The organism is Sphingopyxis sp. H115, assembly GCF_001468465.1.
Lineage (GTDB): Bacteria > Pseudomonadota > Alphaproteobacteria > Sphingomonadales > Sphingomonadaceae > Sphingopyxis.
Genome location: NZ_LNSA01000001.1, coordinates 285559 through 298390, shown reverse-complemented (window position 1 = coordinate 298390; position 12832 = coordinate 285559). Strand labels below are relative to the sequence as shown.

Annotated in this window: 11 protein-coding genes; 9 read left to right on the top strand and 2 right to left on the bottom strand. The window is 62.1% G+C overall.

The window, feature by feature from the left end; genetic code table 11:
• Positions 1 to 11: 11 nt before the first annotated feature.
• The 9 genes from ATE71_RS01430 (at position 12) to ATE71_RS01390 (ending at position 10736) form a co-directional block, all read left to right on the top strand.
• A complete protein-coding gene (locus ATE71_RS01430; protein WP_152998586.1) occupies positions 12 to 1241 on the top strand; it encodes a hypothetical protein in 1230 nt (409 codons plus the stop codon).
• A 32-nt stretch (positions 1242 to 1273) separates the two neighbouring features.
• Positions 1274 to 2323, top strand: coding sequence for an NAD-dependent epimerase/dehydratase family protein (locus ATE71_RS01425; RefSeq protein ID WP_058801575.1), 1050 nt, complete (start codon positions 1274 to 1276; stop codon positions 2321 to 2323).
• Positions 2324 to 2804: 481 nt separating this feature from the next.
• A complete protein-coding gene (locus tag ATE71_RS01420) occupies positions 2805 to 3995 on the top strand; it encodes a hypothetical protein (protein ID WP_152998585.1) in 1191 nt (396 codons plus the stop codon).
• A gap of 6 nt (positions 3996 to 4001) precedes the next feature.
• Positions 4002 to 5147 carry a glycosyltransferase family 4 protein gene (locus tag ATE71_RS01415; protein WP_235587864.1) on the top strand — a complete coding sequence of 382 codons (1146 nt, stop codon included), beginning with the start codon at positions 4002 to 4004 and terminating at the stop codon, positions 5145 to 5147.
• Positions 5148 to 5228: 81 nt separating this feature from the next.
• Entirely contained in the window at positions 5229 to 6098 is an 870-nt protein-coding gene (locus ATE71_RS01410; protein WP_058801567.1) for an FkbM family methyltransferase, read from the top strand.
• Positions 6099 to 6124: 26 nt separating this feature from the next.
• Positions 6125 to 7531 carry a lipopolysaccharide biosynthesis protein gene (locus ATE71_RS01405; protein WP_058801565.1) on the top strand — a complete coding sequence of 469 codons (1407 nt, stop codon included), beginning with the start codon at positions 6125 to 6127 and terminating at the stop codon, positions 7529 to 7531.
• A 160-nt stretch (positions 7532 to 7691) separates the two neighbouring features.
• Entirely contained in the window at positions 7692 to 8816 is a 1125-nt protein-coding gene (wecB, locus tag ATE71_RS01400; RefSeq protein ID WP_082665010.1) for a non-hydrolyzing UDP-N-acetylglucosamine 2-epimerase, read from the top strand.
• A gap of 20 nt (positions 8817 to 8836) precedes the next feature.
• Complete coding sequence (gene wecC / locus ATE71_RS01395) at positions 8837 to 10093, top strand: UDP-N-acetyl-D-mannosamine dehydrogenase (protein ID WP_058801561.1); 1257 nt, start codon at positions 8837 to 8839, stop codon at positions 10091 to 10093.
• A gap of 28 nt (positions 10094 to 10121) precedes the next feature.
• Positions 10122 to 10736 carry a class I SAM-dependent methyltransferase gene (locus ATE71_RS01390; protein ID WP_058801558.1) on the top strand — a complete coding sequence of 205 codons (615 nt, stop codon included), beginning with the start codon at positions 10122 to 10124 and terminating at the stop codon, positions 10734 to 10736.
• Here ATE71_RS01390 and ATE71_RS01385 read toward each other — a convergent pair.
• Both ATE71_RS01385 and ATE71_RS01380 read right to left on the bottom strand, forming a co-directional pair.
• The gene (locus ATE71_RS01385) at positions 10733 to 11617 is read right to left on the bottom strand and encodes an NAD-dependent epimerase/dehydratase family protein (RefSeq protein ID WP_058801557.1); all 885 of its coding nucleotides are present in this window, start codon (positions 11615 to 11617) and stop codon (positions 10733 to 10735) included. The two genes, ATE71_RS01390 and ATE71_RS01385, sit on opposite strands and share 4 nt — an antisense overlap.
• Before the next feature lie 17 nt (positions 11618 to 11634).
• Entirely contained in the window at positions 11635 to 12831 is a 1197-nt protein-coding gene (locus ATE71_RS01380) for a glycosyltransferase (RefSeq protein ID WP_058801556.1), read from the bottom strand.
• Position 12832: the final 1 nt, after the last annotated feature.

Sequence of the window (12832 nt, the reverse complement as noted above, 5' to 3'; positions counted from 1 at the left end):
GGGACGAATTGATGGTCTTTACGCGTACATTGGGCTGGCTGGCGGCGCTGGCTTTGGCGGCTGTCGCTGGTCTGTGGAGCTATGCGATCGCCAGCGAAGCGCGGGCGCCGGCGAAATCGCTTGCCGTTCCGACCCCCTTTGATGGCGTGGCGCGCGCCGAACTGGCGTTCCGCTCCTTCGCGGCGCGAACCGCGCGGGATCCCGCCGCGCGCATCGACCCGACCGAACGCGCCCTGGCGTTGCAGGGTTATCGCGCCGAGCCGCTGTCGCCGGCCGCGCTTGGCATTGTCGCGATGGCGATGACGGACCCGAAGGACGCGGCGCGGCGCCAGTCGCTGCTTGAAAATGCGAGCCTGCTCAGTCGGCGGAGCGTGCTGGTCAGCAACGAAATGATAAAGCTGGCGGCCGCGCGCAACGACGACACGGCCTTTTTCACCTGGTTGTCGAGGTTGATGCTAACGGGGGTCGAGGCGCGGCGGGTTTATGGCGCGGCGATGGCCGAGGCGACGGCCAAGCCGGGGGCGGTGGCCGCCCTTACGCCCATCCTCGGCGCGAAACCGCGATGGGCTGACTATTATTGGACCCTGGTCGTTGGGCGTCCGAATAGCTGGGTCAATGCCGCCAGCCTGCGCGGCGCAGTTGCGCGCCCGCCGTATCGCCAGACTGCCGTTTCGCTGACCGACCAGACCTTGCTCGCGCGGCTTGTCCGGGTCGGCAAATTCGCCGAAGCCCATGCGCTGGCGCGCGATCTCGGGTTGCGCGGTTCGCAAGGCGGCGCGCTGTTGCAAAATGGCGATTTCGCGGCGGCGCCCCTCCTCGCGCCGTTCGATTGGGAGCTTTCGGCAGAAGGCAATCTGGGCGCGTCGATTGACGCCAAGAACAAGCAGATGACCGTTTCCGCGATCGGCGGCGCGAGCGGGGCCGCCGCCCGGCAAATCCTGCGTCTGGCGCCCGGAAACTATAAACTGTCCTGGGCGATTTCGAGCGCGACGCCATTCGAACCCGGCACCATCGCCGCGGGGTTGCGGTGTGCGGATCCGCGCGTTCAGGTGGCGTCACCTGCGCCCATCCCGCTCACGGCCGGACAGAGTGACGCGGACTGGACCGTCCCCGCCTCCGACTGCCAGTGGTACTGGTTCTCGATCGATGCACGTGTTCCCGACGGCGGCGTGGGTCTCGACGCCTATCTGGACCGGGTTTCGCTGGCGGGCGCCGTCGCGCCCCGCGCGGAAGGGTCCTGACCGTCCCTCACAGGTTTAGTTAGGAAAACCCGATGACATCCGATCACGATCAATCCGTTGCCGCCGACCCGCAGCGGGTTCTGATCACGGGCGCGGCCGGCTTCATCGGCTTCCACCTCGCGCGACTGCTCCTTGCCGAAGGCATGGTCGTACACGGGTTCGACGGTATGACCGATTATTATGACGTCAACCTGAAGCGCCGGCGCCACCAGATATTGTTGCAGAATCAGAATTATTCGGCAACCGAGGCGATGCTGGAAGATGGCGACGCGTTTGGCCGGGTCGCGGCGGCATTCGCCCCCGATGTGATCGTCCATCTCGCCGCGCAGGCAGGCGTGCGCTACAGCCTGGAAAGTCCGCGCGCCTATATCGACAGCAACATCGTCGGAACCTTTCAAGTGATGGAAGCGGCCCGCAAACTGGACGTCTCCCACCTGCTGATGGCATCGACATCTTCGGTCTATGGCGGGAACGACGCGATGCCGTTCACCGAAATGGACAAGGCGGACGAGCAGCTGACCATCTATGCCGCAACGAAGAAGGCGAATGAATGCATGGCGCACAGCTATGCCCATCTCTGGAACATCCCGACGACGATGTTCCGTTTCTTCACGGTCTATGGCAGCTGGGGACGGCCCGACCTTGCGCTGTTCAAGTTCGTCGACGCGATCCTCGATGGCAAGCCGATCGACATCTATAATCATGGCGACATGTACCGCGATTTCACGCACGTCACCGACCTCGTCCGGGCGATCCGGCTGTTGATCGACACGCGGCCCGAACGCCCGGCGAGCCGCGAAGATATCGACGCCGGCGACAGCCTCTCGGCGACCGCGCCGTTCAGGGTCGTCAACATCGGCAATTCGGAAAAGGTCCGCCTGCTCGACTTCGTCGACGCGATCGAAAAGGAATTGGGGATAGCCGCCATTCGCAACTATATGCCGATGCAAAAGGGCGACGTTCCGGCGACCTGGGCCGATTCCTCGCTGCTCGAGCGACTGACCGGCTATCGACCGCAGACGGCGCTGCAGGTGGGGATCGCGGAATTCGTCGCGTGGTTCCGCGACCATTATCGGAAATAGCGGTGGACGGTATTCCGCGTGTGGCCCAGACACGGCCATCAGTGTCCGGTTCGGGGCAGCCCGTTGTCCCGATCGTGGGTGGGGAGAGTTTTCAAGTGCCTGACCGACGGGCGCGTGCTAGTTGGCGATCGACCTTCGCGGCGATGGCGCGCGCGCGCGTCTTTGGCCCGTTTCAAGATTATCCCAATTTCCAGATGGCATTTCCGATCAACCAAAACTCCAAATCGATCGACGCCGTGCTCTCCTTTTTGGCCCAGCACGGCGGACGTGAGCTCTTGAAGCTTTCGTTCGGCCCTTCCCCACGAGCGGAATGTAGAGGGAATTGCCGATGACCGCGCCGCGACGTTTGCCGGCCGGGCCGCGCGCACCTCGAAAAGCAAAAAATACGCCAGAGGGCCTATCCTTCTGGGCGTGGATGCTCGGCCTCGTTATTTTCACAGTCTGTTGCTACGAATTTCCCGGCATGCCGCCCATCGTGTACATGCCTTTGCTCTTCGCCTTCTGCCTGTTCTTCCTGATTGTCGACCCCAAGGTGACGACGCGAAACATGACGCTGCATATCGCCGGGATCCTCGGAATATTCAGTTTCTATTTTGTTCCGATGGGTTTCTTCATCCTATACGGGCAAGAGATCGAACTTACGCTCGCACCTCTGTCGCTTATCGTCGCGGCCCTGGTCTTGCGCTGGGCCGGAAGGGATGACCGTGAGCAGCGGCGAACCAGCGATCTCGGGAAGCTGTCGCCAACCTTGCTGACGATACTCGAAATTCTCTTCTATGCGGTCGCCGTGATTTCGGTGGCAGGCGGTATCGTCAATCGGGAGAATATTACCGACGCGGGCCCGGTAACGATCATCTTTTTCTTATGCTTCTCGCTGAATATTTTCATTTGCGAGCTCGCGTTCCGGCAAGGGGAGCCGTACCGGATATTTCGCCTCATGGCCGGTTTGTTCGCGATGTTGGTGATCTATGTCACATTCATTTGGACAGGCTTTGGCCGAATTTATATCGGGATGCTGACGGTCCCGATCTATGTTTTGTTGATATCATACGGGCTGCTTAAATACCGCCCCGTTCCGCTGATCGGCGTTTCCTTGCTGGTGGTGCTGGGCGGCAACCTGTTTCGCTTCGGATTCCAAGGCGATTATCATTCGGTGCTCAGCGATTCGACGACCAGCGGGCTGTTGCTGGCCGACGAACTCTGGAATTCGAAACAATCGTTCGCCTTGCCGTCCGATATGAGCAGCCAGTTCATGCTCTTTTTCTTCAACTGGATGCCGCGGCAATTATGGCCCGAAAAGCCCGTAGCGGTGGGCGCGAGCTTCGTCGATTTCTACATGGGGCGGTCGGGCTTCGGCGAAGGCCATTCGATCGCACTCGGCGTCGTTGGCGAGCATCTTTATTTCATGGGCGGCTGGTGGTTGCCGAGCCTGGCGCTGGCGATCGTGGCTTTCGTATGTCTTCGGCGATTGTTCGCGAAAATCTCGGGCGGCTTCGTCATGCCGTTGGCGCTGTTCGACGCCAATTTCATAACCTTTCTCTGGGGCGGCCTCGCGGCATTCGGGGCGCGCTATTTCTTTCTATCGATGCCGGCGATCGCTGCGTCTGCGATCCTCACATATTACCTAGGGTCGCGCGAAGCCCACCCGCGCAATCCGGCAAGGACGCGTTGATTGACGATGCGCATCCTGCTTTTCCAGAACGTAATCCCGACCTATCGCGCTGCGATGTTCCGTTCGCTCGCATGCGGCAGCGCGGACGAGGTCACGGTCGTAAGCGGACGCTCGTCGCCTGATAAGCTGAAGCTCGCCGATGATATATTCTTCGATGAACTTAATATCCGCGAGACACCGATACGATATTGGAGGCTCCCGAATGGCCAGCGCGCGTCCTTCCAGCCGGGTGCACTTTCGATCGCGCGGGCAATGCGACCGGATGCCATTGTCGTGCAGGGCGGTCCTTACGAACTGACGAGCTGGCTGCTGATGCTGTGGGGTCGGCTGACCGGCACGCCCGTGATCGCATGGACGATCGGGCTCCAGCGCCGCGAGACCGGTTTGAAGTGGCGGCTGCGCAAATTCTTCTTCGGCCGCGCGAAGGGCTTGCTTCTCTATGGCGATTACCCGGCGCGATTGCTGGCCGAGAGCGGCATTGACGCCCGGCGAATGCACGTCATCTACAACTCGCTGGACCTGGCGGGCCAGCGCGAGGCGGCCGCCCGGATAGATCCCGTCGACATCGCGGCGCTTCGGGACGACATGGGGATCGGTGCGGCGACGCCCGTCTTCATTTTCATCGGGCGCCTTGTCGCACGCAAGCGGCTGCCCGTCGCGATCGAGGCCATCGGCATGCTGCGGACGAGGGGCATCGACGCGCACCTGCTTTTCATCGGCGACGGCGAGGATCGCGCGCGGCTCGAACAGGTTAGCCGCGACTACGGCCTTGCGGACCGGATCCACTTCCGGGGTGCGATCTATGACGAACAGCAGATCGCGAACCATATGGCGATCGCGCAGGCGGCTATCATTCCCGAGGCGGGGTTGCCGATCATTCACCCCATGGCCTATGGTGTCGTGCCGGTTATTTCGGACGATATCGAGCGGCACGGCACCGAATGGGAGGCGGTGATCGAAGGGACAACCGGCTGTTTTTTCAAGGATGACGATGCCGTCGACCTTGCCGATTGCCTTGCCCGCCTTGTCGCCGATCCCGCCGAGACGAAGAGGATCGGCGAGGCTGCACGGAAACTGGCGTTCGAGCGCTATGGGGCGGAGGCTCACGCCGGCCGGATTGTCGAGGGCGTGCGAAAATTCGCTGCGGCCTGAACAGATTCATGTTTTTGCGCCTGACTGGGCGTTTTCGAAGGAAGCATCGTGGCAAACCCATTTCATATCGTCCGGTCTATTGTGGAAGCGCCTCTGAACAGGGGGCGCAGCATCCAGGCGATCACGAAATTCGTGCGCTGGCAGGTCGGCGCGCGCGTCGATCGCCGCCCGCGGGTCATCCCCTGGATCGACGAGTCCAGCCTACTGGTCCGCCACGGCCAGACGACGCTGACCGGCAACCTCTATTCGGGGCTGATGGAATATGAAGATATGGCGTTCGTGCTGCACGCGCTGCGCCCCGAAGACCTATTCGTCGATGTCGGTGCGAATATGGGGGTGTTCACGATCATTGCGAGCAAGGTGATCGGCGCTGACGTCGTCTGTTTCGAACCCGTGCCGTCGACTTTCGAAGGCCTGCAGGCCCAAATCGCGCTGAACGGCACGCAAGATCGGGTTATCGCCAACAACAAGGGGGTCGGCCGCGAGCCGGGCACGCTCCGTTTTACCGGCGGCAAGGGCGCGATGAACCAGGTCGTTGCGGGGGCGGTCGAGGCCGATGCCGAAGGGCAGGAGGTCGCGGTGACGACGCTGGACAGCGAACTCTCCAACGATCGCAGCATGATGTTGAAAATCGATGTCGAAGGTTTCGAGCTGTATGTCCTGCAGGGCGCGGCATCGGTTCTGTCGTCGGGCAACGTCCAGGCGATTCTGATCGAGCTGAACGGCAACGGGCGCGCTTATGATATCGCGGACGAGGCGGTGCATGCGGAGCTGGTGAAGCATGGCTACACGCCCGTCGCCTACAACCCGCGCGATCGCACGCTGACCGTACTCCCCACCTTCAACACGCATGGCAATACGCTTTATGTCCGTGATCCAGACGTAGTCGCGTCACGGTGCGCGTCCGCGCCGCGGCGGACGATCCACACCGCATACGGCCAACAAGTCTGAGTGGGGAGGGGCAGGGCTCGCTCCGCATGGCTCCCGTCGCCGCCCTCCGAACGCTGTTCGACCGTTTCGTCGCGCTGGGAATCCGCCGCAATGCGATGTTAGCGGCGGCGCAGGCGATTGTGGGCGCCGGCGCCCTGTTCGTCTGTTACCGGCTGGTCATCGTTTTTCACGGCCTTGAAAAAATAGGGCTGTGGTCGGTCCTGCTCGCCGTGATCAATATCGTCAGGCTGTTCGACCCGTCGGGCAATCACGTCTTGTCGCGCAATGTCGCGCGATCGCACAAGGACGGCGATGGGCAGGGGATCACCGAATATATCGATTCGCTGACGATCTTCCTGCTGTTCGCCTATATCCTGTTGCCGCTGCTGGCCTATTTCCCGATCGAATTTTTTATGCCGCGGATTTTCGAAAGCGAGAATCTGCCCGAGGCGCGCGCGCTGCTTCCGTGGATGCTGGGTTCCCTTTTCGTCAACGTGATCGGCTTGGCGCTGGCCGGCGCGATCGACGGCCTGCAACGCGCGGACCTGCGCGGTTATGTGATGATCGCCTCGCAGGCGATATTCATCGTTTTTGCCGCGATCTTGATCCCGCCCCTTGGGCTGCTCGGCTTCATATGGGCGCAGATCGTCCAATATTTCACACTGGCGATCATGGCACGGATGCTGCTGCGGCACGAAGTTCGTGAACTGGGGTGGCTGCCGCGCCGCTTCCGCCTCCACCGTTTGAAGGAAATCCTGTCCTATGGGGTCAAGGTGCAGATGACGGGGTGGGCAGGGTTCCTTGGCGACCCGCTCACGCGGCTGCTGCTCAATCGCTATGGCGGCCTTGCGCCCACCGCGGTCTATGAAATCGCAAGCAAGGTCGTCGTCCAGGTCCGGATGGTAATCGCGGCCGGAGCCATCCCGCTGATCCCGATGTTCGCCGCCGGCGAGTCCGACGGACGCGAAAAGCAGATCGGGCAAATCCGGCAGATCAACGGCTTCCTGATCAAGCTGATTTCGGCGAGCGTCGTGCTGATCTGCCTTTCGTCGCCGCTCGTCGCTTATATCATGCTCGGCAAACCGACCGAGTTGTTTGCCGTCTTTACCGGGCTGCTGATCTTCGGCTGGTCGACGAACATGATCTCGATGGTCCTCTATCTCTACGGCCATGGGCTTGGCTTTCTCAAATGGAACATCATCGGGAATATGTCGGTCGCCGTCGGGACGATCGCCTTCGCCTTTTTCTTCACCCCGCTGTTTGGCGCCGGCGCCATCGTCGGCGGTTTCGCATTGGGGCTGATCCTGTCGAGCGCGATCATCATCGTTGGCAATGCCCATGTCATCGGCTCGCCGGTGGCGCGGCTGTTCCCGCTCGGCATGATCTTGCGCTGGTGGGTGCCGGCGATGGCGATCGGGGGCGCCGCCACCTATGCGATGATCCGCCTCGTCTGACCCAAATCCGGCTGCCTCATTATGCCGTCGCCTGATGGAATTAGGGGATATCGTCCTTGACAAATTCGGATGAAATGACACAGGACACCGACAAGATTTCTTTCCGTCCTGCTCGGCGAAGGCGCCGGTTTCCCCTGAAAATCCAAGAGAGTTAGAATTCGTGAAATCGATCCTGACTGTCTACGGAACGCGGCCCGAAGCGATCAAGATGGCGCCGGTGATCCGTGCAATCGATGCGCATCCCGACCTCGACGGCGCGGTTTGCGTTACCGGGCAGCATGCCGAGATGCTCGACCAGGTCAACGACTTGTTCGGGATCGTCCCCGACACGGACTTGAAGGTCATGAAGTCGGGGCAGGGGCTGACCCACATCACCGCCGCAGTGCTGGAAGGGATGCAGAAGGTTCTTGCCGACCGCAAGCCCGACTATGTCCTTGTCCACGGTGATACGACGACGTCGATGGCGGCGGCGCTCGCGGCCTTTTATGCCGGCATGCCGGTGGGCCATGTCGAGGCCGGCCTGCGGACCCGCAACCTGCTGTCACCCTGGCCCGAAGAGGCGAACAGACAGATCACTGGGCGGCTCGCCAGCCTGCATTTCGCGCCGACCGATTTCGCGCGCCAGAACCTTATCGATGAAGCGGTGCCAGCGGAGCGAATCCATGTGACGGGCAACACCGTCATCGATGCCCTGCAAGCCACCAAGGCGCGGCTCGACGCGGACAATGACATTGCGGATCGCCTTGCGTCCTCCTTCGCTTTTCTCGATCCGTCCAAGCGGACCGTGCTCGTGACGGGGCATCGCCGCGAGAGCCATGATGGCGGCATCGCGCGCACGTGCGAGGCGCTTGCCCGGCTTGCGCGGCGCGGCGACGTGCAGGTGGTCTTTCCGGTTCATTTGAACCCCGCCGTCAAGACGACGGTTGAAAAGATTTTGACCGGGGTTGCCGATATCCACCTCCTCGAACCGCAATCCTATCTGCCGTTTGTGTGGCTGCTCGACAAATGTCACCTTGTGGTGACCGATTCGGGCGGAATCCAGGAAGAGGCGCCGAGTTTCGGAAAACCCGTCCTGGTGACGCGTGACACGACCGAGCGGCCCGAAGCCGTCGAAGCGGGTACGGTCAAGCTCGTCGGGACCGACCAGGACCTGCTGGTGTCACAGGTCGAACGACTGCTCGACGACCAGCAGGCCTATGCCGCCATGGCACGGGCCCACAATCCCTATGGCGACGGCAAGGCCGCGGGACGGATCGTCGACGCGCTCGCCGCCGCGGCGCACTGAACGACAGGAAACTAGTGACTATGCCGATCGAGCGTGTGGCCGTGTTGGGGCTGGGTTATGTGGGACTGCCAAGCGCGGCGGTCTTCGCGCGATCGGGGCTAAAGGTCATTGGCGTCGATATCGATGCCGAAGCGGTGCGCATCATCAACGAGGGCCGGGCGCATATCGTCGAGCCGGGTCTCGACGAGTTGTTGAACGACGTCGTCGGCAAGGGCGCCCTGCGCGCGACGACGACGGTCGAGCCCGCCGACATATTCGTCATCGCCGTACCGACGCCGTTCAAGGAAGGAAACCGTCCCGACCTGCGCTTTGTCGAATCCGCCACGCGGATGATCGCGCCGGTGCTGTCGAAGGGCAATGTCGTGATTCTCGAATCGACGTCGCCGGTCGGCGCAACCGAACAGGTCGGCGACTGGCTGCGAGAGATGCGCCCGGACTTGGCGATACCCGAACCCGACGGGCGGGCCGGCGACGTTCATCTTGCATACTGCCCCGAACGCATCCTGCCGGGCAAGGTCATCGAGGAGCTGGTCCGCAACGACCGGGTGATCGGGGGCATTACCCCCCAATGCAGCGAAGCAGCGGTGGGTTTTTATCGCCACGCGGTCGAAGGCGCTTGCCATGTGACCAACGCCCGCACCGCCGAGCTTTGCAAGCTGTCCGAAAATTCGTTCCGCGACGTCAATATCGCGTTCGCGAACGAATTGTCGATCGTCGCCGACAAGGTTGGGGTCGATGTGCGCGAACTGATCGCGCTCGCCAATCGCCACCCGCGCGTGAACATTCTGAATCCCGGCCCTGGTGTTGGCGGCCATTGTATCGCCGTTGATCCCTGGTTTATCGTCGACAGCGCACCGGACGAGGCGCGGCTGATCCGCACCGCGCGCGAAGTCAACGATGCCAAACCGCATTGGGTGGTCGACCAAGTGATCGCCGCAGCAAAGGCCTTCGAACGGCCGATGGTCGCCTGCATGGGGCTGGCGTACAAGCCCAACGTCGACGACCTGCGCGAAAGCCCGTCGGTCGAGGTCGCGAAGCTATTGGCGGTGCACGATGACATTGAAGTCATCGCGTGCGAACCGTTCATCGAGGAGCTGCCGGCGTCGCTGCGCGACCGGGGTGTAATTTTGGCCGATGCGGGCAGCGCGATCGAGCGCGCTGACATCCTCCTTTTCCTGACGAGCCACGACCAATTTCGTTCGCTGAGCCTCGATCGCATTGGCAGCAAGGTCGTTTTCGACACTTGCGGCCTGTTGCCGTCGCTCAAGCGCGCCTGACCATATCCCCATTCGAGAAGGACCGAGCATGAGGACATTCAAACATGTGACGCCGCGCTATGTCGTGGATCGCACGCGCCTCTATTTTCAGCAGAAAGAGCATCCCGAGCATCCCTGGCTGACGAGTGCGGCGATCGGCATCCTCGAAAGCGCGCTTCTCGATACCGACGTAGGCGCCGAATTCGGATCGGGGCGCAGCACCGCATGGTTCGTCCAGCGGATCGGCAAGCTCTATTCGGTCGAACATAATCCCGAATGGCATGCGATCGTCGAACGCCAATCAACGGCAGCCATCGACAGCGGCAAGCTCGATTACAAGCTGTGTGAGACCGAGGCGGATTATGTTGGCCAGATCGCCCGGTTCGACGACGAAAGCCTCGATTTCTGCCTGGTCGATGGCGTCTGGCGCGATCGCTGCGCGCTCGAGGTATTGCCCAAGATGAAGAAGGGCAGCCTGCTCGTGATCGATAATGCGAACAGCTATCTTCCCGACGACGCCACACGCGCTCCCAACTCGCGCCGCTGGGCGGACGGCGCCACGAGCGAGACCTGGACTAGATTTATCGAAGCGACGCGCGACTGGCGCGAAATCCGGACCTCCAACGGCGTTTTCGACACCCGGATATGGATTCGGGCCCGTTAGACGGACGGCAGGTTTCCGCACATGCTGTCGATGACTTCGGCAGCAAGAGTTTTATCGAGCCAGCGCTGCGGTGGCGGCGCGACCACCGATTGAAGAAGTTTGGTCCCGGCAACGAGTGCATCCTGGTCGACATGGCGCCGCGGTCGCGCGCCGAACCGGAGGAGGCTTGGGTCCGCGTTCAAGACGTCTGCGACCGTTTCGCAGACGTGGCGGACGCTGACGCCCCGACCCGTCCCGACATTGACAATGGGGGGTGGGCCAGGGGCATCGGCCAACGCGAACAAGACGGTGCAGACGTCGTCGACATGGATGAAATCGCGCACTTGCTCGCCGTCGCTCAGTGGCATGGGCTCACCGCTCCGCAATCTGGCAAACAGCGTGGGAAGAAGACGGCTGGGGCCTTCGCCGGGGCCATATACGCCAAAGAGTCGGCCGACACGGATATCGACCTGCAGGATGGTGCGCAGCGCCAGCGCGAGGTTCGTCCCGCTGGATTTCGCACAACCATAGCCCGTGTCGGGAACGCATTGGTCGGTTTCGCGCAGCAGGCCGGCCCGTCCATATTCCGCCATGCTTCCTGCATATATGAGGCGGCAATGGCTGGGCATCGCATAAGCGAGATTGGCGAGCATCGCCTGCTCGTCGGCCACGCGCGTCCAGGTTTCGGCAACCGGCTTCGGCGGTTCGGAGGCGAGGTGGAAAATATGGTCGGGGCGGATCCGCGCAAGCCTTGTCCGCACGACATCGGGATCGCGCAGATCGCCATCGGCGCGTGTCCACCCGGTCGCATCGGTGCCGGAACGTCGCATTCGTTCGAGCATACGCCGACCGATGAAGCCGGACGATCCGGTGACCAAAACGCGCGGACTGTCGTTTTCCATCATGCTCCAAATATGCGCTATTCGCCCAGAGCGGCCGAGTAACTGGTCTCCAACTGCTGCGCAACGCGATCCCAGGTATAGCGCCGCTCGAACAATGCTCTCGCGTTTCTGCCCATCACGGTCAACTGTTCCGCCGGCAGCGAGAGCAGCCTTCTGAGGCCGGCTTCGATGCTTTCGGGGTTCGGATCGACGACCACCCCGGCGCCTTCGGCTTCGATCTGCGGCATATGGCAATAGCGCGTGATGAGCGATGGTTTTCCGTGGGCAAGGGCTTCGGTCAAGGCGACCGAAAAACCCTCGGCGTGCGAAGGCAGCACGAAGATATCGCACGCCGCATAGAGGAAATGGCTTCCAGGACCGGTCAGCTGCGTGGTCAGAACGATATTGGCGGGCATGGGGCATGCTGCGACCAGGCGGGCGACCTCGGCTTCATATCGTTCGTCTTCGGGCAGCCCGGCGATCAAAAGCCCCGTTCCGGGATAGTCGGAAACCAGCGCGTTGAAAGCCTGGACCAGCATATCCAGCCCCTTCTTGGGGTGAATGCGGCTAAAAAACAGCAGCTTGCGGGACCATTGTTCGAACGGCGGCGCCGCCGCGGCGAGGCGTTGGCGCGCCTTGGGAGACATCTCGTGATCGAGGCCCACGGCGGCGTCGACGCCATTGGGGATGAAAATCTTTCGCATCGCCGCCGACGGCTGCCAGCTTTCGTTCGCCTCGGTTTCGCTTCCGAAAATAATGCCGCTCGCGCCATCGAAGATCGACGCGAAATCGAACAGTTTAATGGCCAGCCGCTTCTTGGCCCATTTTCGCCACGAGGATCTCATCACCCGGTGATCGAGCAGTCCGTGCGTCGAGATGAAATAGGGCTTGCCCGCCGCGCGCGCCATGCGCGCGGCCTGGATCAGGGCGGGGGTCCAGAAGCCGTGGATATGGACGACGTCTGCGCCTTCAATCGCGTCCTGCATGACGGCGTCGCGTTTCGCGAGGCCGATCAACTGGCCGAGCCCCACTGGCGCGCAGAACAGAAGATTGACACCCAACGCGACCATCCCTTGCCATGTCGTCCGGACGTCGCGCTCGTCCCCGGGCCGCAGCGAAGTCAGCACCGCAACGTCGATACCCTGCGCGCGCAAAGCGGTCGCCGACCCCGACACGACGGCGGGCGGCCCGCCGTCGCGAGGATGCATGCCGTCGATGACCAGCAAAACCTGCATA